This window comes from Bacillus pinisoli (genome assembly GCF_023036475.1).
Taxonomy (GTDB): domain Bacteria; phylum Bacillota; class Bacilli; order Bacillales; family SA4; genus Bacillus_BS; species Bacillus_BS pinisoli.
This window is the reverse complement of sequence record NZ_JAJQKI010000004.1, coordinates 151,958-172,546: the sequence shown is the minus strand read 5'-3', so window position 1 is coordinate 172,546 and position 20,589 is coordinate 151,958. Positions and strand designations below refer to the sequence as shown.

Genomic DNA, 20,589 nt, shown 5'->3' with positions numbered 1-20,589 from the left:
TAAAAAAGGTATATTATATTTGTTGAATAGATTCTCTTTAAAGACCAGAAAAGTAGGTGAACAAAGTGGGAAAATATCAATTGGATACCAAAGGTCAGGTAGCTGTGACAAAGTTTCACGAAAAGCAGAAGCCTGCCAAATTTGATAAAAAGCAGCAACTTGAAAAAATACGTGCGGAGTATTTGAAAAAGAAGCAAAAACAAACAGATAAATAATTTGTATGAAAACATAGGGAAACTAAAATCACCCTATGTTTTTCTTATTTGAAGTTTTTTTTTACTTATATAGATAATATTTTAAAACTATGCTTTTAGAAAAGAGGTTTAATTGGATTAACGAGTGCATCCAGCCAAAACAAACGCTTGGATCAAATCCAAGCGTTTTAAGATGCGTTTCTAACAATCGTTTGTATCTTCTTTTTCTTTGATGGCCACTCCGATAAAATCATTCCAATAAAGATGAACACACAGCCGAAAATGGCGATAGATCCTAATCTTTCATTGGCCCATAAAAATGCTGTGATGGCTGCGAAAACAGGTTCCGTAGCGAATATAAGGGCTACCCTTGTAGGTGTTGTATATTGTTGTAACTTTGTTTGAGCGAAGAAGGCAAAAGCAGTGGCCAGAATAGACGTGACCAATAGTGCAATAATTACTTCACTTTTCACTAATGTTTGGATATTTAATCCTTTTTGCCAATCTTCAAATAAGAGCGCTCCGATCGTTGAAAAAAAGGCAACACCAATAATTTGACCGATTGTTAATAGTAAAGTAGGAAATTCATTTGTATATTTACCAGTTAGAATAATATGCATGGCAAAGGCAAAGGCACAACCCAATACTAAGAGATCTCCAATGTTAAGTGAGAATGAGTCGCCTACTGTTAGTAAAAATAAGCCTAAAGCCGCAATAATGGATCCCGTAATAGCAATCGTACGAGGTTTCTGCTTGAGGATGACAAGAGAAAGTAAGGGAACTAATACGACACTTAACCCCGTAATAAATCCTGCTTTTGATGAGGTGGTATATAATAATCCCATCGTTTGAAGAGCATAACCTAAGAAAAGGCTCATACCTATTAAGAAACCAGCAATTAGAAATTTTATGTTAACCGCTTGGAGTTGTTCTCGTTTGAATAGAAGGAACCAAATGAGTAAAATGACAGCTGCCATGGAGAAACGAATGGCATTAAAAGTAAACGGTTCTAAGAATGATATGGCTTGTTGGACAAGGACAAAGGTTGCCCCCCAAACAAAAGCCACAAATAGTAATATACTATCTGCAAGTAATCGTTTTTTCATTTTATAGTGATCCTTTCTCTTGTATCTATTTTTGATGACGGATCGCTTTTCTCGCTAACTCATCAGCAATGGCATTTTGGCTACTAGGAATCCATTTCATAAAGAATAAATCAAATTCTTTCGTCAATTCTAATGCTCTTTCAAGTAGGGGGATATATTGTTTGTTTTTGACATACTCTTTTTCAATGGCTTGATCAACTAATTGGGAATCTGTTCGAAAGGAGACGATGGAAAAACGCTTTTCTTTACAGATCTCCAATGCTCTAATCAAGGAATAGTATTCGGCTTCGTGATTGGACATGACGCCAAGAGGAATGGAATGATGTTCAAGTATACCATTACCTTTAATATAGACACCGGCTCCAGAAGGACCAGGGTTACCAGCACTTGCTCCATCAATATATACTTCGATCAAGCGATAACCTCCTTATAAATAATTCATGAAACATACTATAACACTGATTTTTCATAGATAGAAGAGGAATATACAATTCATCTTTAGAATAATGAATAAGCAAGAAAAAGTATGGGAAAATGTAGATACTAAGGTTTTGGAGGATGAACGACGGTGAATGTCTGGATAGAATGGAAATACAAAACAGCAAAAAACATAGAAATTACATTAACGACAGAAACAATACCAGCTAAAAAAGCACTATTGATTGCAGAAGATTTTCTTAAAACAGGTCGGACCAAGGATATAGTTTTCTATGATGAGCAACATACGATGTGGACCAAAAAGGAATTCGAAAAACTCCTAAAAGAGGTAGAACAAGAACCTCATCATATTGAAGTATTCTTCGATGGTGGATTCGATGTACAGTTAAAAAAAGCGGGAGCTGGCCTTGCAATTTATTATACAAAGAATAACCAAGACTATCGGATTCGAGAAAACAGTGTCTTAGATGGATTGGATAACAATAATGAAGCGGAATATGCTGCCCTTTGGCAAGCCGTTCTTCGTCTTGAAGAATTAGGTGTGCGTAATATTGGTGTTCACTTTAAAGGTGATTCTCAAGTTGTATTAAACCAATTATCTGGGGAGTGGCCATGTTTTGAAGATGAGTTTAACAGATGGTTAGATCGTATTGAAGATAAACTAAAGGAATTAGGAATTAAACCTACTTATACAGCCATTTCAAGAAAAGAAAATAGAGAAGCGGACCAATTAGCTACACAAGCTCTTCAAGGAGTAATGGTATCTAGTCATCTTAATCGTTCGGAATAGAGAGGAGTAGGGAAGGATGAGACAAAGCAAAACAATAATGGAAGTAAGTGAACTGCTTGATACGTTTTGTGAAGATTGCTTTCTCCATGCCTATCTAAAAAAAGAACAAGGAAAGTGTAAGGCTCATAAGTTCTGTATTAAGGAATGTACAGTTGGTTTAAAATTAAAAGAATACGGAAAAATGCTATCCTAAATTTTCTAACAGTGAAATGAAAAAACTTCAGTTGGTAAGTGAATAACCTACCTACTGAAGTTTTTATTTATGATTTGGCCTCGTTTAATTGTTCTTCACATTGAGTAAGCGAAACTTCTTGAGAGTGTAAAAACTCTTCATCGACACCAGTACCATTATTTCTCGCGTGAGATAACTGAGTTCTTGCATCCTGAATAGCTTGAGTAGCTTCATCTAACTGCTCGCGGTCCATGCTCATAGTGGCTGTACCGACCATCTTTTGAGCAGCTTTCACTGACATTTCTACTTGTTTTAAATCATTGAATGGCTCTGACATGTATATCTCTCCTTTCACTATATCAAGATTAGAGTAGCCCAATTTCTCTAAAGTATACTTCATAATTCGCTCGACTACTTTTACCAAGACAATCATATGATGATAGAAAACTCTTATGGAGGAGTGGGCAATTATGTATAGAACGTGGATACAAAATCAACAAGTCGTTGTTCGATTTACATTATCATGTCAACAGAAAGAAGAGATCAATGAACAACAAATCATTCAAACTGTTCTAGATTTAGGCGTTAAGCTTTTTTCATATATTAATGATTCGTTTGCCATTAAGAGTTTGGATGGAAACTTAATTATTGTATATATTCAATCTGGAGAAGTACTAGATATACAAATTCAACAAGTTATTTTAAAAGAAAACATTTTACATTGATCGAGTAAGATAGCTTAAGACGGAAATGTGTTCTAATTCCTGATGATACTCGTTCAACCTTTTATGATGGGCATGTAAGAAAGCTTCTGAACTCAAAAGATGCAATAGTTTTTCTTCATATGAGACCGTACTTGCTGTTAACGGTAAAGAGTAAAGTAGTCCTTCCTTCACTAATACTTCAACATTTATTTTCTCTTGACCAGGTAAGTGGTCATAGACAAAAATCGGCAATCGTTTTGAGAGACATTCACTAATCGTAACTCCTCCTGGCTTCGTTAAAACGGCATCGACGGATTGATAGATGATATTCATTTTTTCCTTTGAATGGATATAGGGAAAAGGAGTAACACGTGGATGATTCTTGTTAATTAGTTTGGTATAAAGTTTTTCATTTCTTCCACATAAAACGTAATAGTGAATATCCCCTTTTGATGGAAGATTGGATAGCAGACGCTCAATCTTGCCGACCCCTAAACTCCCTCCAGAAACTAGCACTTTATAGCCGGTATCACGTTCTTCCTTTACGTACGTCTTTGAAAACTCCGGGTGAATCGGTATTCCAGTTTGAAAGATCGTCTCTTCAGCAACCCCTTTATTAAGCAAGAATTCTCTCATGGTCGGTAGTGAGATGAAATGCGCAGAAACTTCTTTTGTACCCCATATATGATGGATAAAAAAATCAGTATAAATATTAATGATGGATGCTGTGCACTTACCTTTTTCTCTTAACTTAGAGGCTAAATAAGATGGAAGAGCGTGAGAACATATAATATAGTCAGGCTGGTGATCGTCGATTAATTTTTGCATCGTAGAGAGGAATAGCCACTCATAATGAATGTATCGTTTTTTCTTATGAAGGGAACGGTATACAGATGTCTTATAAATATAGTGATATAAATTAGGGAAAAGCTTAATCCAATTTAAATAAATTGTAGAAATCATGGATTCCATCTGGTGGTTGGTTGAGCTTAGGAGTTCAACAATCTCATATTGTATCGGAGTTTCACTTGAGTTAAATTGCTCAGAAATAGTGGAAATAACCTGATGATGACCAGAAGGTATTCGTAATAATGGAAAAAATAAAACCTTAGGCATAATGTTCTCCTCGGATGATTGTTAGTTACTCATAGTATTGGATGAATTCAGCTTTTTATGTAGACGACTCCCTTTAATTCCCAAAATAAATGGTAGGCAGATTGGTGAAAATGATAGCAACACATTGAAAGAAGGGGAAGTGTGTCATGAGTAATGTCATGAAAGGCTGGTTACTTTCCATATGGTATTTTCTTGATCCCATTTATTATTCATTTACGAGGCTTACATATGTACAAGATCAGTCCAATCAGAACCATATATTTCGTGTAAGGGTTACAAAGTATAAGGGAAGAGAAGTCGTGCTATCGGATGGGACAGTTATTAAAAAGAATGATACATTATTAAAAATACATCTGCATAATGCAAGACTTTTAAAGGATCTACAACATGTTACATGTGAAGTGAAAAGAGGTAGGCATATTTTTCAGTCTGTCTTAACGGCTATGCCTGCACTGGCTACGTTTATTGAAGAGCACCCTGAGAGGGAACAGTTAAAGGCTGTCATTGGGATCACGACGCTGCACCGAGGTTGCAAAAGGCTTGGATTTGAAACTTATGATATAAAAAGCAAACTTTATCATTTATTTAAAAAGGTAACATTTTGTCTTATATATGTATTGTCCGCCAATACTTTCTCAAAAGAGTCGTTACAAAAGCACCAGCCAAAATACCTGTTTATGTCAACGAATGATTTGTGTAGGAGATATCGTACAGATTAACGACTTTAGAAGAACTTAACAAGAACTACCATACCATTTGCTCCTATCGTTTGTTATACTCATAACCAAGGAGGCGATGTTATGGTAGTTATGTTCATGATCTCTTTCTTATTGCTTGGATTTATTATCTATGGTTATAAAAAAGGCAACGAAAACACAAAAGATATATCCATCCAACATCTAGCACCTGTATCCACTAAACCTTCAAACTCTAAATCTTCCAAACTATCTGTCCTACATCTTTCTGATCTGCATTTAGAAAACATCTCAATCTCCCCTGCTGAGCTTTATGAAAAGGTAAAAGATCATCCTATCGATGTGATTGCGTTAACAGGTGATTTCCTAGATCGTAAGCGAACCATTCCAAAACTTATACCATATTTAGAAGTCTTTCAAAAGTTGTCACCGACGTATGGAACATTTGCGGTTTTTGGAAATCATGACTATGTTCTAAGAAAAGAGCCGTTCCAACAACTAGAACGTCTATTACAGGACTATGACTGCCAAACGTTACGTAACGAAACAGTTACCATTCAAACGAAGGATGGTACTCTTAACATTATCGGGATTGATGACTTTAGTACAAAGAGAAGTGATCTGAAAGAATCATATGAAAACGTTGAAAACGGATATAATTTAGTCTTAACACATGACCCTAATATTGTTATGCATATGAAAGACTATCACTTTGACTATTTATTATCTGGTCATTTCCATGGCGGACAAATTTGCTGGCCAAAACCATATCACTTAGTGAAGATGGGGAAGCTCGTACGTCTTAACATGGTAAAAGGCCTTCATTTTTTTGATGGTAAACCGTTCTATATTAGTGAAGGGTTAGGTCAGACAGGGTTGAACATTAGAGTAGGAAGTCGTCCGGAAATTACCTTCCACCAAGTGGATATATCGAGTGCTGACTCTTTAGAAATGACATCATAAATATATAACTAGATGACCACAGCTGTTTGAGCGCTGTGGTTTTTTAGTGTTATAGAATCCCCTTACAAATAAGTACCCCTTACCTCCTGCGCATAACTGCATTGGGACGAATCAGCTTATTAGTCATATGATTTGATTGACTTTCATTCATTGTCTAATTTGCGTATTATAATTTATGTGTGCTAATAAAAGCGCACGCCCCCTCATGAATAAAAGAAACAAAACACCATTCATTGATATTTTTTCCTTATTCAGTACAATTATCTTTACAAAAAGAGGATATTTAAATAAATTAATGTAGTTTTTTATCCCTATTTTTGGTATACGTTTTAATATATACGCTTATAAATACCACTGAAGGGACTGTTGTTATGAATGAGACTCTACGTCAAACTAATTCTATGTTTTAGCTCCTACTCTCCATTGTTTCTTATTTTTGCAGTACAAGATCCATATAATAATATAATGGTGAGTTTATCCTTTATTTTACTGGCGCTGGCGTCTATTAGATTTTAATATTTAATTATGAAGAAATCATATGCGTTAGAAGGTGAAATGGTATCTGTTTCTGAAATCACTTCTCAAAATTGTGTATCCATCATTTAAAGATCTAGATGATAATTTCCTTGAAGTATCATGACGAATAATCTATATGTAGTGAATTCAAAACTTGCCATATAGATTTTCTTAATTCTGGTCTATCATACTAAGTATCATATATCAACGAAAAAATAGCTTGCATCTCTATCTTTTCGTTGATAATGTTTCAGGATAAGGTTTGTTTTTAAAAATTGTTTATGTAGGAAAAACGAACCATAAGGTTCGTTTTTTTATAAAGCTCTTATTCCCTATTATTCATAGGTTTTAATCTATTATAAATTACTTACTTTAAATATATTTAAATCCAATTCTTTAACAAACAAAATATCCATCTTTTTTATTTTTGTAAATTTTTCAAGTATTTAACGAAATACTAGTTTTGGGGATATTTACTCGTATTGAAATCTAATTTTACACAAATAGTAATAAACGCGTATAATAGCTTTATACATACCTATCGAGAGGTGTTTATGATGGTTGCTGGTTCTTTGTTTGTTTTATTGTTTGTTATATGTATTCTAGTTGCGTATTGGTCTTTAGTTCGTTTGGGTCTTTTAAAGGGAAATACAAATAAGAAAAGAGAAGTTTATCTCGAAAATGAAATACGAGATTTAAAAAATCGCTTAGAAATATTAGAAAAAAAATAAAGTAAAGCCTACGATCTCGTAGGTTTTTTTATATGTTTAGAAGTCGTGCTTTGGAACTGTTTTACATAACACATATTTACATTTTTGGTAATTTAATATAATGATAGACTTATCAAATCTATCATTATAAGGAAGCTATTATGGCATCAACTCTTGTTTTTAATGTGGTAGGATTTACAGGAAACAGCATTATAGGGGCTGGACCAGCATATGCTGAAGGGTTACCACCAAGGTCTTCAACTCATAAAGAGCTAGTGTCGAAGTTAACTATAAATGCTAGCTCTTCTATTAGTAGCTTCTGTGGCGACTGTTGGGGTCTTTATGAATCATTTTGATGTTCCCAAAAATGGCCTCTTAGGTAGCGTTGAATCATACTTATTATATCGTTAACTAAAAACAGTCGTTGAAATATACGACTGTTTTTTATTACAAGCATGAATGAGTCTTTTATTAACATACGAATTCCATTCATTTTATTAATTTAACAGCATTCCCTTCAACTGAGTATCTACCCAACTATAAAGGAGAAATGATCCTATATGAAGAATAAATGGAAAATCAGCAATATGAATAAGCAGTTGTTAAGCAATCGGAAAAGTTTTATACAAAACTGGACTTTTCTCCTAAGGGCAAATCAGACTCAAACAACTATAAATTATCGTTAGAATGCGAACTTCCTGCTATCTGACTGACTCCACGGGACAAGCTCACGTGGTTGATAAATAACTAAATTTGATAGATAGTACCTAGGTTTTGTTATATAAAATACAAATTTCGCTGATATATTGAAACTCTTCGTCGATAAACACCTGTCAGAGAACCTATTTTAGCTACAAACGAAAAAAAGAGAGGCAAGCTCTCTTTCTTTTCTACAGATTATCTCGTTCTCCCTGAGGATTGGTTTTATCTTTCTTACCTTTACTTCTTTTATTACCTTTATTATTATCTCCAGGGACAATCTCAGATGAGAACTCTTCAAATTGGTTTCCATTTTTAGGTGAGTTCTGATTAGCGCTACCTTTGTTTGGGATTCTTGTCATAAATTTAATCCTCCTATACATCGTGAATTTGACTTTCTTATTATCTCGAATTTACTCGTTAAGTATGTTTGCAAATAGCTTTTTTCGTAAAAATTATTGCTTTCGGTATAGTATAATGTGTTCTACTTTTCATCTAGAAAGCTGCTTTTTTATTATGATAAATATATCGCTTTAAATAGCTGAACTTATTATAAAAAGCAATAAAGTGTTGGAAAAGAGCCTCATAAATGTAGCTATATGTTATGATAGTGAAAAAAGGAATGGAGATATTTTCCATGGTTATACGTGAGATCCAGGTGGATGATGCCGCTTCATTGTTACGATTATCAAAGAAGTTAGATCAAGAAACATCTTTTATGTTATATGAACCTGATGAAAGAAAATTAACGGTTGAACAGCAAAGAGAAGCAATAAAGAGAATGAGGAGCCAAGAAAATTCTATGATTTTTGTTGCAGAGGAACATCAACAAATTGTTGGGTTTCTAGCCGTAATTGGGGGCGGAAATCAGAGAAACAAGCATTCCGCTTACCTTGTCATTGGAATTCTACAGGAATATCAAAGTAGGGGAATTGGCTCCACCTTATTTAAGACATTATTCCCGTGGGCAAAGGAAAAAGGGATATATAGATTGGAGTTAACGGTCATGGTGCATAATGAAAAAGGCATTGCTCTATATGAAAAAATGGGCTTCTCGAAAGAGGGAATAAAGCGGGCATCATTACGTGTGGACGGTAAATGGATAGACGAGTATTATTACTCTTTGATTATGGGGGACGTTTAATGTTTAACTGGCATAATGAGGCAGCTAAGAAATGGGATGAAAAAGCCGATTTTTGGAATCAGAGTAGTAAAGATATGTGGGAACACGGAAGTCGCAGTACAATTATTCCATTTATCAAAGAACATATACCGGCAGGGAATGTATTAGATGCAGGCTGTGGTGATGGCTATGGATCACTTCTTTTACATAAAGAGGGATATCAAGTAACAGGCATTGACCTGTCGGGTAAAATGGTAGAGAAAGCGAAACTCCAAGATACAAACGAAAACGTACAATTTATGGAAGCTGATATAGCGAAAATGCCTTTTCCAAACGACACATTTGATGCTGTAATGGCTATTAACTCATTCGAGTGGGTAAATGATCCCTTAATGGTTTTAAAGGAATTCAGCAGAGTATTAACCGAATCAGGATATGCTTGTATAGGACTTCTTGGCCCTACAGCAGCACCGAGACATAACAGTTATGTCCGTTTATACGGTGAGGATGTCATTTGTAATACAATGATGCCCTGGGAGTTAGAGAAATTAGCAACTGAGAACGGCTTTAAATTAGTGAATGGTCATGGTGTTTATAAAAGGGGTGTTACAGAAGTCACAATTAAAGGCTTGTCAGATGATCTCCGCCAGGCACTTTCTTTTATGTGGGTCTTTATTTTTCAAAAGGAAAGCATTTCGTAAAAAATGCTCGGTTAAGATTCCGAGCATTTTTTCTTGTTCCGGTAAGGGGAACTAGAAGCAAATAACTAATATTAAAACTTACCTTAACGAACTGCAGTCTCCGTAATCTTCCGTTAATAATAATATTGAACAACCTTTTTCTAATAGGCTCATTTCGTATATATTGTTGCTTTCGTAAAAATCCCAAAAGCCGGATTTTTACTAGATAGTACAGTGGTCAGTGCTTTAAATAGAGACAGTTGCTCTTTTCTAACAATTATCACTTCGGATTAATAGCATTAGAAGGTTAATTTATATGAAAATTAGGCTGAAAAACAACAAAGTGTTAAAAAAGAGCCTGTCTAATAACATGTTATGATATTTTCAAAAAGAATATTAAACTTTATAGTAGTAAAGCGTTATAATTTATATAGGATTACATAGGTTATTTACCGGAACCAGGAAAATTAGACGAGCGAGGGGTATAGAAATGGGAAATAAGGTATTATCGGATATCGAGATTGCACAGAAGGCTCATTTAGAACAAATTTATACGATTGCAGAGAATTTAGAGATTGAGCGAGAAGAGCTTGAACCCTATGGTCATTACAAAGGTAAATTAAACTTGTCACTTTTAAGTCGACTTAAAAATAAGAAGGAAGGCCATGTTGTCTTGGTCACCGCTATAAATCCAACACCAGCAGGCGAGGGGAAGTCAACTGTTACGGTTGGCCTGGGACAAGCCTTACATAAATTAGGGAAAAAAGCAGTTATTGCGATGAGGGAGCCCTCTCTCGGACCGACAATGGGGATAAAAGGTGGAGCTACAGGTGGAGGTTACTCTCAAGTTGTTCCGATGGAGGATATTAACCTGCATTTTACTGGGGATCTACATGCCATTACAACGGCAAATAATGCGTTATCAGCATTTATTGATAATCACATTCATCAAGGAAACCAACTTCAGATTGACGCAAGAAGAGTCGTTTGGAAGCGGGTAGTTGACTTAAATGATCGTGCTCTAAGGAAAGTCATAGTAGGACTCGGTGGGCCTGTTCAAGGTGTTCCTCGTGAAGATGGATTTGACATTACTGTTGCTTCCGAGATCATGGCCGTTTTCTGTTTAGCAACAGATCTTTCGGATTTAAAGACGAGATTAGGAAAAATCGTGGTAGCCTACAATTACAACCGTGAGCCAGTAACTGTAAAGGATCTAGGTTATGAAGGTGCCTTAACGATGATTTTAAGAGATGCATTGAAACCTAATTTGGTTCAAACGTTAGAGAATACTCCTGCTATTATTCACGGCGGTCCATTTGCTAACATTGCCCATGGATGCAACAGTGTAATTGCCACGAAACTTGCTGCGAAATTAGGTGACTTTGTTATTACAGAAGCTGGTTTTGGGGCGGATTTAGGTGCTGAGAAATTCCTTCATATTAAATGTCGTACATCAAATATAAAGCCGAGTGCTGTTGTCATTGTAGCGACAATTAGAGCATTAAAAATGCATGGTGGACAAATGAAAGATCAGTTAAAAGAAGCGAATGTAGAAGCCTTGAAAAATGGAATTTTAAACCTGGAAAAACATATTGAGACAGTGAAGGCTTTTGGATTACCTTTTGTAGTCGCCATTAACCGTTTTATTACAGATTCAGACGAGGAGATTACTTGGCTACTAAATTGGTGTAAAGAACATAAGATTAGAGTAGCTTTAACAGAAGTATGGGAAAAAGGTGGAGACGGTGGAATTGACTTAGGAAATGAAGTCATGGCTGCCATCCAAGACGATGAGAATAATTTTAAATATTTATATGATACGAGTGAATCAATCGAGCAAAAAATTAATGCCATTGCTAAAAAGGTATATGGTGCAGAACATGTCGACTTCACATCTGCTGCTAGAAAACAGTTAACTCAATTTGAAAAAGAAGGCTGGGGAGATTTACCAATCTGCATGGCGAAAACGCAATATTCTTTATCGGATGACCCAACGAAGCTAGGGCGTCCTTCTAACTTTACTATAACAATCAGAGAACTAAAGGCTTCCATCGGAGCGGGTTTCATTGTAGCATTAACTGGAGATGTAATGACTATGCCAGGATTACCAAAACAACCAGCTGCTTTAAAGATGGATGTAGATGATGAAGGGAATATGGTAGGTCTTTTCTAAGTGGATGATCTATAAGTATGATGAGTGAAATCACTGATATAATAATAAGGAAGTGAATATTTTGTTTGATCCGACTATTTTTGATAATTTAAAAGTAGTGATAGAAGGTGCCGTCTATGACAAGGATCTAGAGGGAGAGCTCGCCGTTATAAACAGAAGGGACATTGTTGATCTTGCCACAATGTCAAGGCAATATCTTATAACGTTTAAGCTACCGGGTCAGTCAAACACTCATTGCTCTTGGGAATTGTCATCATCCGTTAGACAACTCTCAAGTGAGCTTTTATTGGCTCATAAGGAATTGACTGGATGTTCGACGAAGCTTACTTTTACAATAGAACATCATAAGATTACTCAAAAATTACAACATGTACAATCCTTGATTTCAGAGATTTGGGAAGATCGAGAAATGAAGATAAAGGTTATCTCTACTTACCCTGAAACAGAGGAAACGATTGTGGAGATTACCTTATTATTTAATAGAACTATTCATGAAGAAGACATTGATGATTTACTACATATGTTTAGTTACATGGAAGAAACATTATTACTACTTCAGGAAAATGGTTATTAACAAACTAGGAGAATGCAAAATGGAACTGTCAATAAACCAATTTCAATCATATCTTGTAAACGCATGGGGGAAGGCTGGCTTTTCTAGCTTTACAGATGTACAAGCACGTGCCATTCCAACGATGCTTCAAAGAAAAGATATGATGGTCGAATCACCACCAGGAACTGGGAAAACGTTAGCGTATTTATTACCAATATTTGAGGGGTTAAAAGAAGAAGTGAAAAGCCCCCAAGGAGTAATTGTGGCACCTACAAGAGAGCTAGTCATGCAAATTCATGAGGAAGCTCAGAAGTTCTTAAAGGATAGCCCGTTTTCATCTGCATCTTTTATTGGAGGAGCAGACCTAAAGAGGCAATTAGAAAAACTAAAGAAGCACCCTCAAATTATTATCGGGACTCCTCACCGCTTAGTGGAATTAATTGAAATGAGAAAACTTAAAATGCATGAAGTTAAAACAATTGTTCTCGATGAGGCAGATCAGCTATTGAGTTCAGGGGCAACGAAAGAGATTGACCGTGTTATTCAATCAACACTTAAGGATCGCCAACTAGTAGCTTTTTCAGCTACCTTACCTCAACTGACAATGGAACAGTTAGGGAAGAGAATGAACAATCCAGAAAAAATAACAATAAATGCTTCACTTGATAGAAAGGAAAAAATTCAATACCGCTATATAGTGAGTGAACGTCGAGATAAACTTGATAATTTACGTAAGCTACTTCATACAGAACCTGACATGAAAGCAATCGCATTTATCAATGATTCGTTTCATTTGGAAGCTTTAGCTGAAAAGATGAAATATAAGAAAATTCAGGCTGGGGTTTTATATAGCCAATCCACTCAAGCAGAACGGGAAGCTACGATAAAGAAGTTTAGATTAGGCAAATATCAATTGCTTCTAGCTACGGATGTAGCAGCAAGGGGTCTTGATATAGAGGCGATTACTCATGTAGTCCATTTAGATCTTCCACAGGAAGTTGAACAATTTGTTCATCGTTCAGGAAGAACGGGCAGAATGGGTGCGAAAGGAACCGTTGTTTCAATAGTTACACCAGGGGAAGAAAAGACCCTACTTCACTACAGTAAAAGACTCTCACTTGAAATGGAGAAGGTAGAGCTGTATCGCGGTCAATTAACAGACAACGCACCTAAGCGGACAGAGAAAAGACAGGTAACCAAACCCACCAATCGTCCTAAAAAGAAAGTTAATGATAAAAATAGGAAATAACGTATAGTGGTAGAGCGTAATAAGACTGTTTACGACTAGGAATAGTTATTTGATAATTAAAGTTTAAAAGAAGATCTATTCAAAAATTAGTTTTTTTATATAGCTGTAGAGCATCCCTCTACAGCTTTTTTAAATTTAATTAAAAATGAACGATTTATTGAAACTTTTTATGTAGGTAATTCGTAATACTAATTGAATAAGCTTAGAGAGGAGTTACTTCATGGGAAATATATGGTTAATTTCATTAATTATAGGATTATTTACGGCAATCGTAGTAATTCCCTACACGACTACTAAAAAAAGAGAGAAAAGCAAATTTTTGCAAAAGGGTTTTATTTCTACCTTGCTGATTGTCGCGCCAATATCGTTCGTATTCTATTACATTAGTAATTTAGATCGGAATCTTTCCTCACTATGGATCTATTTAATCATTATGACAGGAGCAGGTGCTCTTTTAGCTTCTGGAAAAGAGCGAATGATTAAAGGCGTACTATTTGTTGCATCACTATTTTTAGGTATTTATATGCTTACAGCAGCCGTATTTAATGCAAATGAGAAATTTGAGGTATCTAAAATGGAGGAGGAAACAGAGATTCAAGCTTTCGATGAATCTAAGACTCCTGCAAGTGTTCCACCGCAATTTGCCCGAAATAAAATGAAAAAAGCATTTGGTCAGGTACCCAATACAAGTTACTATGAACTAGGAAATCTACAAATACAAAAGGTGAATGGAGAATATGTGTATATTGCGCCAGTTGAGTTTTCTGGATTCTTTAAGTGGTTAAACGGAGATACAATACCAGGATACTTTAGGTTAAGTGCCACCGATTCTTCTGCAAATCCAACTTTTATTAAAGCCGAAATGAATTTCGCACCGTCTGCCTACTTTCATAAAAATATAGAACGAAAGATTCGTATGGAATATCCAACTAACATATTCTATGGAGATCCACAATTAGAAGTAGATGATGAAGGAACACCTTATTACATTAGGACCTTCGGAGAATTTGTAACGGCAAGAAATGGCTTCGTAGCAAAGGGTGTTGTCGTTGTTAACCCTAATAGTGGAGCAACGGAGTCATATCCTTTATCAGGGGTGCCATCATTTATTGATGGAGCTGTTTCTCCAGAAGCAGTGAGTTTGCAAAATAGTTATTTTGGAAAATATGTTCATGGTTTTTGGAATAGTATTTTTGGAAAATCGGATGTGAAACTACCTTCTGATGAGGGAACGGAAGCTAACGTTAGTCCTATTTTTGATGAAGAAGGAGAAATGTATTATTTCACGGACTTTACTAGTCCAAAAGAAGGTGTCGACTCCATGTTAGGATACTCACTAACAAATGCAAGAACTGGAACTGCGACCTACTATTCAGGAAACTTAGCAAAATCCTATATGGATTCTGAAGGGGCCCTACAAATTATTGAGAAGAAGTTTATCGAAAAAAAGTGGTATGGAGCTATGCCAATTCTTTATAACTTTTACGGAGAAGCAAGCTGGCTCGCGCCGGTCTTAGATACGAATGGTTTCTTACAAAACTACTTCATTGTATCAGCTGCAAATCCGGAAATCTCAGTCTTTGGGAACTCACCTAATGAAGCATTACGAAAGTATAAAACAGCGCTTCAAAGAGGTGGAAGTACAGTAGATGGTAGCTCGAGTTCGGAGGAAAAGCAGATTAGCGGAACCATTGATAGGGTGTACAAGGAAAGAGTTGGCGATTATACAATGGTTTCCTTCTTGTTAGATAACCGTCAAAATTTTATCGTGTCTTCAGAGAATGCTCCTCTTGTAATTTATCTAAAAGAAGGAGATCAGGTTGATTTCTCTTACTTAGATACAGGTGAATCATTTTTACCAGTAAAAGAATTAACTATTAAAGGGTTAAACTAAATATAAGAACCATTCAACATCATTTGTTGAATGGTTCTTATATACTTAATATTGGGAAAAAGATAATTCTAAAGTCTGTTTTTTAAAACGTGGAAAAATAGTTATATAGGTGCATGGAATAACTATGATTATTGTCGATAATCCTAATAATATTAGAATTAGTCAGGATGGAGACATTGAATTGTTAAATAAATACAAAAATGTAATGGAAGAAATTGTTGAATCCTTAGTAACTGTTCACACTCTTGGTCCTGATTTTCAGGTGTTTTGTAGATGTGAAAAATGTCGGATGGATATCATTGCTCTAAGTTTAAATGCTTTACCAACTCACTATGTTACAACTGAAGAAGGTAGACAAACTGTATTTGAACAGCTAAATAACGAAGAAAACAGAAGATGGATTAACAAAAGAATTGTTAGTTCCATCTACCTGGTCGGTAAGTATCCAAAGCATTAGCATAAAAACACAAGGAACATATTTTGTGATCATCTTAATTAAATTTATAACGCTGCATTAGTCTAGTTGACTAATGTTTTTTTATTATCTGTACTACGTTGTGTAGCAGGGATTTTGATGCTTAAAAGGCACTTTTCGCATTATTTGTTGATCTTAGTGAGTTTAATGTAAAAAACTTGTCGTTCCATTGTGCTCCAGACACTTGCTTTCCGCGGGGAGGAAGTCGAGCCTCCTCATTGAAAAGCGGAAGTGCCCTGGTTAACTCCGACAAGCAAATGTTCCTGCATTAAGAAAAGGGTGGTCTTTCCCTTTGCTTAATGTAGGGTTATTTGACTCTTCGGAGTTGGGCACTGCAGCTAGACACCGGCTTCGCCTCCGGGGTCTCGACCTTTCCTCTACTTTCGCAGGAGTCAAGTGTCTTCCGCTCCATTCCACTATCCTTATAAGAAAGGTGTTCGAAAGCAACAATCTTTACGAAAAGAGCCTTTTAAAATAATCGTCCTTTAAAATCGCGCAATATGATAAATCCTCATACTTCCCATTCTTCATAACATGTTGACGGAACGTTCCTTCATAGGTCATTCCTATCTTTTCCATAACTTTTGTTGAGGCTGGATTTCTTGTAAAAGCAGCCGCCCATATTTTATTTACATGTTTTTCTTTAAATCCGAAGTGTAGTAAAAGGTTTGCAGCCTCTGTAGCGTAGCCATGTCCCCAGTAAGGAACACCAATCCAATAGGCTAGTTCAGCCTTCCCATCACTACCTATGGCCATTGCCATTGCACCTATTAATTGATCAGTCTCCTTAATCACAATGGCAAAAGTAAAGGACTTATTTGCTTCAGCTTGAGCTTCATGGCTTTCAATCCAAGCATCGGCACCACCTTTTGGATAAGGATGTGGAATATGTAAAGTAGTCTCTGCAATCAATGGATCACCGGCTAGTTTTTCTACTGTTGGAGAATCAGATAGTGTGAATGGACGAAGTAATAATCGATCAGAATAAAGTGTAGGAATCATGGAGTCCTCCTTGAAAGTTTAGGATAATTATAGAAGTAGCTTAATAGTCCGTCAATAAAATATTTACAGAAAATCCCTTTACATGATGAAACAGCCTCCTATATAGTAGTAATATGGTTTATTAAAACCAAAATTTTCCTAATATTAAAGAAGGAGGAGAGAAACATGATTAAAGTAGATTTAGAGAAAGATCGTAAAGGTTTTGATGGGAATAGGGAAATAGACACGTAGAAAAATAGAATCGGGGGACACATCGTGGAGAAGATCAAGCAAAAAGTTAATGTAGTCGATTATCAGGAAAGCCTTGCTGCTGAAGTAGCAGATATGTGGAATCATAGCCGTGAAGGATGGGGTGGGGATTCACATGTAACAACGGAAGAAAAGGTGAAGACTCAGGAAGCAAACTCCAGCAATCTAAATCTCTATTTAGCAATGGAGAATGATAAGGTGGTTGGTTATTGCGGGCTATCCGAATACCGTGAAGATGAAGGTGCCCTTTATATTCCACTATTAAATGTAAGAACAGATTATCATGGCAAAAAGATCGGTAAACAATTGGTCCTAAAGGCTTTGGAACGGACGGTAGAGCTGGAATGGCCTAGATTAGATTTATATACTTGGCCAGGAAATACAAAGGCTGTTCCTCTTTACAAAAGATGTGGATTCTTTTGGGAGGATCGTGATGATACCACACATTTAATGAATTTCATGCCAACTGTATTGAAAACAGAAGCAGTGGCGGACTTCTTTGCAAATAATAGCTGGTACGAGACCAGTACAAGAGAGATTTTAACAACTCCTGATGGACGAAAAGAAAATGACTTTACTTACTATGAGTATAAATGGGAAGGGCAACATCAATCTTTAAGAATGGAATTTGAGCGGACAGGTAGAGGATTACGATTAATAGAGACGGATGAATATCTTATCTCTTGTGAAGTTGAAGACTTTAAGCTGGTCTCTGATGCAAGCTATAAGGTTTCCTATCGTATCCTAAATAAGACTAGTACTCCTCTTCAAGTCGAATTACAAGGAGAGAATCATAAACTTATAGACTTTTCTTTTGCTCAGGACGTGATTGTAAGTGATGAAACGACAATTGAAGGTTCTTTCTATTTACGTAAACCTGATGAGGAACAGAGTAATTGGAGAACACATCCATCCGTCATTACAAATGTGAAAATTAATGGTAAAAAGGCAAAATTTCAGATGGGGATCCTTCCCAAGCAACCAGCCAAAATAAAGGGAACTGTACCGGGTTCACAATGCTACCTAAACGAGCCGGGAGTGTTTTATCTAGACCTTGAAAATAATTACAAAGAAACGGCTACTTTTACCATCCATATTCCCAAAATGGATATGCTTGAATTAGAAAGGGACACCTTTACTATACGAATGGGGGAAAAAGGGAAAGAGTCTCTCTCTATTCCATATAAGCTAAAACAATTCGGATTTTATGCACCTACTCTAAGGATCGAAGTTCAAACAAAATCTGGACTTTCCACACAATTTAGTAAGGCTCTAGGCATCGGTTTTAAAGGACTAGGCGCAAAATTTAGTGGTGAATGTGATCAGTTCTGGCATGTGTATAATGGCTTGTATCATCTTTACGTAAGTAAGTTTGACAATGAGATTATTCCAGGAAGAGTTACAACTGATATGCAGGTTACATTCAGCATGTTTCCAAAGCTAGGAAAGCCCTATTCAAGTGAGTTTTCAAAACGAAGACCTAACAAAGTCGAATATAAGCACGAGTCTGGGGCAATGAGCGTATACGCCACATACACTTCTACCGATTTTCCTGGCCTTGAACTAGTGAGTGTATCCAAATTGTATGCTGAAGGATTATTAGAACAATCATTTAAAGTGCGAAATCTTCAAGAGACTTCGACTGAAAATGATGTATGGGTCTATCATCCCATTTACCACAGCCTATATAAACCAGTTTTACCACTGAATCACCAAATTGTGGAGATCGATGAACAAGCATATGCTGATTATGGTTTGTGGAACAGTACAAGTTTAACAGAATCATGGTTGTTTTCAAGACATACTCCTTATTCACATGGTATATGTTGGCCAAGAGAAGCAAAAGTTAATTTTGAGAGCTGGTATTTCTATGTAGAACAAAGTGTAGGGAAAATCGCAGCGAATTCTGAAGTCGAAACCAAACCTATTTATCTTTCATTTGGGGCTTACCAATCATGGGAAGAATTTAGAGATTTCGCTACAAGAAAAACGCAAGAAAAAGTGACGCCTGTTGAGGACATCGTTGTAACTACTAAGAAAAATTCAAAGGAAGAATTAGAAATCAGTTTGATTGATCAAAAGGAAAGCCATTTTCAAGGGTTGATAAAAATTGAATACAACGATTGTAATAGCAATCATTCATTCTCTTTAGAAGAGGAAAAACGAAGTCTTAAACAAGTTTTCCCGATGTCAGAGGAGTCTCTTACAAATATTAATGCAAGATTTTTATTAAATGGAGTAAAAGCTAATAAAACTGCATTAGCACTAAATTCAAAAGGAAATGTAATAGTCTCAAAAGAGAGTAGAGATGGCCATGAAGTGATGGTAGTTACAAATGACTACCTAACGATTTCAGCTTCTGCGACTTTTTATCCAGGAGTATTCTCATTGGTTGCCCATGATAAAGAGTGGCTTGACTCTTCATTTCCAAACTTAGAACCAAGAGCATGGTGGAATCCATGGAGTGGCGGTATACGTTCATCTTTATTACGAGTCACTCATAAGTCTTTTGCAAAAGAGGAATCAACCATTGCAGAAGCAAGCTTACTTGACTCCAATAATATGGAGTGGAAGGGACTACGCATCTCTACGGTTTTTCAACAAAATGAAGAGTATAATGGGCTTGAAATTCATCAATATTATGTCATGTTACCTGGTGAGTCAATAGTCGCGCATCTTACCAAGTTTGTTCAACAGACAGGTACTTATTTTCATCAGAAAAAATGGTTTACGGAAACTTGTTTAAAACCAGGTGAACAACTCGAAGATGGTTGGATAAAAGGTAGTGGTGAAGAGGAAGCTACTTATTTAGCTGGTGGAACAGAAATAGCTTCAACATTAAGTAATCATGTTTTAATTGGTTCATCTAAGCACCCACATATCCTACAATTCGTTGCAGACCGTGAGAACGAAGGCATTGAAACTTATATGAACAAAGAGGTTCAATCATTTGCAGTATGGCATTATCTAAACCTGCCACATGGGCAAGAATGGTTATCAGCACCTTCTTTCTATCTTGCAAAAGATACTGTTCTTACAAAGGACGAAGTAAAGCAACTGCAAAGGATTCAATTAAGAGAGGTTTAGT

General features: G+C 36.0%; 22 protein-coding genes. 16 read left to right on the top strand and 6 right to left on the bottom strand.

The window, feature by feature from the left end; translation table 11 throughout:
* The first annotated feature begins 65 nt into the window (after positions 1-65).
* The gene (locus LT143_RS07665) at positions 66-215 is read left to right on the top strand and encodes a hypothetical protein (protein WP_246941941.1); all 150 of its coding nucleotides are present in this window, start codon (positions 66-68) and stop codon (positions 213-215) included.
* Between the two features lie 167 nt (positions 216-382).
* Here LT143_RS07665 and LT143_RS07660 read toward each other — a convergent pair whose 3' ends face one another.
* Together LT143_RS07660 and LT143_RS07655 are read right to left on the bottom strand one after the other, a co-directional pair.
* Positions 383-1,300, bottom strand: coding sequence for a DMT family transporter (locus LT143_RS07660; RefSeq protein ID WP_246941939.1), 918 nt, complete (start codon positions 1,298-1,300; stop codon positions 383-385).
* Positions 1,301-1,325: 25 nt separating this feature from the next.
* Positions 1,326-1,715: a reverse transcriptase-like protein gene (locus tag LT143_RS07655; protein ID WP_246941937.1), complete on the bottom strand. Its 390-nt coding sequence runs from the start codon at positions 1,713-1,715 to the stop codon at positions 1,326-1,328.
* 153 nt (positions 1,716-1,868) lie between these two features.
* On the opposite strand from LT143_RS07655, the gene LT143_RS07650 reads away from it, so the two are divergent.
* Positions 1,869-2,528, top strand: coding sequence for a ribonuclease H family protein (locus tag LT143_RS07650; protein WP_246941935.1), 660 nt, complete (start codon positions 1,869-1,871; stop codon positions 2,526-2,528).
* A gap of 16 nt (positions 2,529-2,544) precedes the next feature.
* Positions 2,545-2,721 (top strand): zinc-finger domain-containing protein, encoded by a 177-nt coding sequence (locus LT143_RS07645; RefSeq protein ID WP_246941933.1) that lies wholly within the window; start codon positions 2,545-2,547, stop codon positions 2,719-2,721.
* Positions 2,722-2,788: 67 nt separating this feature from the next.
* On the opposite strand, the gene LT143_RS07640 is transcribed toward LT143_RS07645, so the two are convergent.
* Positions 2,789-3,037 (bottom strand): DUF2564 family protein, encoded by a 249-nt coding sequence (locus LT143_RS07640; RefSeq protein WP_246941931.1) that lies wholly within the window; start codon positions 3,035-3,037, stop codon positions 2,789-2,791.
* 133 nt (positions 3,038-3,170) lie between these two features.
* Between LT143_RS07640 and LT143_RS07635 the strand changes: the two genes are divergently transcribed.
* Positions 3,171-3,425: a hypothetical protein gene (locus tag LT143_RS07635; protein WP_246941929.1), complete on the top strand. Its 255-nt coding sequence runs from the start codon at positions 3,171-3,173 to the stop codon at positions 3,423-3,425.
* Here LT143_RS07635 and LT143_RS07630 read toward each other — a convergent pair.
* Positions 3,417-4,520, bottom strand: coding sequence for an MGDG synthase family glycosyltransferase (locus LT143_RS07630; RefSeq protein WP_246941927.1), 1,104 nt, complete (start codon positions 4,518-4,520; stop codon positions 3,417-3,419). The two genes, LT143_RS07635 and LT143_RS07630, sit on opposite strands and share 9 nt — an antisense overlap.
* Before the next feature lie 146 nt (positions 4,521-4,666).
* Here LT143_RS07630 and LT143_RS07625 point away from each other — a divergent pair, with 146 nt between their 5' ends.
* From LT143_RS07625 to LT143_RS07610, 4 genes are all read left to right on the top strand, one after another.
* Positions 4,667-5,239, top strand: a complete 573-nt coding sequence (locus LT143_RS07625) for a YkoP family protein (protein ID WP_246941925.1) — start codon at positions 4,667-4,669, stop codon at positions 5,237-5,239.
* Between the two features lie 81 nt (positions 5,240-5,320).
* Positions 5,321-6,178 carry a metallophosphoesterase gene (locus LT143_RS07620; RefSeq protein WP_246941923.1) on the top strand — a complete coding sequence of 286 codons (858 nt, stop codon included), beginning with the start codon at positions 5,321-5,323 and terminating at the stop codon, positions 6,176-6,178.
* Positions 6,179-7,251: 1,073 nt separating this feature from the next.
* A complete protein-coding gene (locus LT143_RS07615) occupies positions 7,252-7,425 on the top strand; it encodes a hypothetical protein (RefSeq protein ID WP_246941921.1) in 174 nt (57 codons plus the stop codon).
* A 140-nt stretch (positions 7,426-7,565) separates the two neighbouring features.
* Positions 7,566-7,760 carry a hypothetical protein gene (locus LT143_RS07610; protein ID WP_246941919.1) on the top strand — a complete coding sequence of 65 codons (195 nt, stop codon included), beginning with the start codon at positions 7,566-7,568 and terminating at the stop codon, positions 7,758-7,760.
* 534 nt (positions 7,761-8,294) lie between these two features.
* Here the strand turns inward: LT143_RS07610 and LT143_RS07605 are convergent.
* Positions 8,295-8,465 (bottom strand): hypothetical protein, encoded by a 171-nt coding sequence (locus LT143_RS07605; RefSeq protein WP_246941917.1) that lies wholly within the window; start codon positions 8,463-8,465, stop codon positions 8,295-8,297.
* A 275-nt stretch (positions 8,466-8,740) separates the two neighbouring features.
* Here LT143_RS07605 and LT143_RS07600 point away from each other — a divergent pair, with 275 nt between their 5' ends.
* The 7 genes from LT143_RS07600 (at position 8,741) to LT143_RS07570 (ending at position 16,232) form a co-directional block, all read left to right on the top strand.
* Positions 8,741-9,247, top strand: a complete 507-nt coding sequence (locus tag LT143_RS07600; RefSeq protein ID WP_246941915.1) for a GNAT family N-acetyltransferase — start codon at positions 8,741-8,743, stop codon at positions 9,245-9,247.
* The gene (locus LT143_RS07595) at positions 9,247-9,927 is read left to right on the top strand and encodes a class I SAM-dependent methyltransferase (protein WP_246941913.1); all 681 of its coding nucleotides are present in this window, start codon (positions 9,247-9,249) and stop codon (positions 9,925-9,927) included. Before LT143_RS07600 ends, LT143_RS07595 begins: the two co-directional genes overlap by 1 nt.
* A 469-nt stretch (positions 9,928-10,396) precedes the next feature.
* Positions 10,397-12,079, top strand: a complete 1,683-nt coding sequence (locus LT143_RS07590) for a formate--tetrahydrofolate ligase (RefSeq protein ID WP_246941911.1) — start codon at positions 10,397-10,399, stop codon at positions 12,077-12,079.
* 61 nt (positions 12,080-12,140) lie between these two features.
* Positions 12,141-12,653: a hypothetical protein gene (locus tag LT143_RS07585; protein ID WP_246941909.1), complete on the top strand. Its 513-nt coding sequence runs from the start codon at positions 12,141-12,143 to the stop codon at positions 12,651-12,653.
* Between the two features lie 19 nt (positions 12,654-12,672).
* A complete protein-coding gene (locus LT143_RS07580; RefSeq protein ID WP_246941907.1) occupies positions 12,673-13,881 on the top strand; it encodes a DEAD/DEAH box helicase in 1,209 nt (402 codons plus the stop codon).
* Positions 13,882-14,101: 220 nt separating this feature from the next.
* Positions 14,102-15,775 (top strand): hypothetical protein, encoded by a 1,674-nt coding sequence (locus LT143_RS07575; RefSeq protein WP_246941905.1) that lies wholly within the window; start codon positions 14,102-14,104, stop codon positions 15,773-15,775.
* Between the two features lie 124 nt (positions 15,776-15,899).
* Positions 15,900-16,232 (top strand): late competence development ComFB family protein, encoded by a 333-nt coding sequence (locus LT143_RS07570; RefSeq protein WP_246941903.1) that lies wholly within the window; start codon positions 15,900-15,902, stop codon positions 16,230-16,232.
* Between the two features lie 471 nt (positions 16,233-16,703).
* Here LT143_RS07570 and LT143_RS07565 read toward each other — a convergent pair whose 3' ends face one another.
* Positions 16,704-17,252, bottom strand: coding sequence for a GNAT family N-acetyltransferase (locus LT143_RS07565; RefSeq protein WP_272495724.1), 549 nt, complete (start codon positions 17,250-17,252; stop codon positions 16,704-16,706).
* Between the two features lie 255 nt (positions 17,253-17,507).
* On the opposite strand from LT143_RS07565, the gene LT143_RS07560 reads away from it, so the two are divergent.
* On the top strand, positions 17,508-20,588 hold the full coding sequence (locus tag LT143_RS07560) for a GNAT family N-acetyltransferase (RefSeq protein WP_246941901.1): 3,081 nt from the start codon (positions 17,508-17,510) through the stop codon (positions 20,586-20,588).
* Position 20,589 lies beyond the last annotated feature (1 nt).

Bases quoted from the DNA above. Each gene is read 5' to 3' on its own strand.
- LT143_RS07600 (WP_246941915.1), top strand. From the start codon at position 8,741: ATGGTTATACGTGAGATCCAGGTGGATGATGCCGCTTCATTGTTACGA.
- LT143_RS07605 (WP_246941917.1), bottom strand. From the start codon at position 8,465: ATGACAAGAATCCCAAACAAAGGTAGCGCTAATCAGAACTCACCTAAA.
- LT143_RS07570 (WP_246941903.1), top strand. From the start codon at position 15,900: ATGATTATTGTCGATAATCCTAATAATATTAGAATTAGTCAGGATGGA.
- LT143_RS07625 (WP_246941925.1), top strand. From the start codon at position 4,667: ATGAGTAATGTCATGAAAGGCTGGTTACTTTCCATATGGTATTTTCTT.
- LT143_RS07635 (WP_246941929.1), top strand. From the start codon at position 3,171: ATGTATAGAACGTGGATACAAAATCAACAAGTCGTTGTTCGATTTACA.
- LT143_RS07615 (WP_246941921.1), top strand. From the start codon at position 7,252: ATGGTTGCTGGTTCTTTGTTTGTTTTATTGTTTGTTATATGTATTCTA.
- LT143_RS07595 (WP_246941913.1), top strand. From the start codon at position 9,247: ATGTTTAACTGGCATAATGAGGCAGCTAAGAAATGGGATGAAAAAGCC.
- LT143_RS07660 (WP_246941939.1), bottom strand. From the start codon at position 1,300: ATGAAAAAACGATTACTTGCAGATAGTATATTACTATTTGTGGCTTTT.
- LT143_RS07580 (WP_246941907.1), top strand. From the start codon at position 12,673: ATGGAACTGTCAATAAACCAATTTCAATCATATCTTGTAAACGCATGG.
- LT143_RS07640 (WP_246941931.1), bottom strand. From the start codon at position 3,037: ATGTCAGAGCCATTCAATGATTTAAAACAAGTAGAAATGTCAGTGAAA.
- LT143_RS07620 (WP_246941923.1), top strand. From the start codon at position 5,321: ATGGTAGTTATGTTCATGATCTCTTTCTTATTGCTTGGATTTATTATC.
- LT143_RS07590 (WP_246941911.1), top strand. From the start codon at position 10,397: ATGGGAAATAAGGTATTATCGGATATCGAGATTGCACAGAAGGCTCAT.
- LT143_RS07610 (WP_246941919.1), top strand. From the start codon at position 7,566: ATGGCATCAACTCTTGTTTTTAATGTGGTAGGATTTACAGGAAACAGC.
- LT143_RS07575 (WP_246941905.1), top strand. From the start codon at position 14,102: ATGGGAAATATATGGTTAATTTCATTAATTATAGGATTATTTACGGCA.
- LT143_RS07645 (WP_246941933.1), top strand. From the start codon at position 2,545: ATGAGACAAAGCAAAACAATAATGGAAGTAAGTGAACTGCTTGATACG.
- LT143_RS07565 (WP_272495724.1), bottom strand. From the start codon at position 17,252: ATGATTCCTACACTTTATTCTGATCGATTATTACTTCGTCCATTCACA.
- LT143_RS07630 (WP_246941927.1), bottom strand. From the start codon at position 4,520: ATGCCTAAGGTTTTATTTTTTCCATTATTACGAATACCTTCTGGTCAT.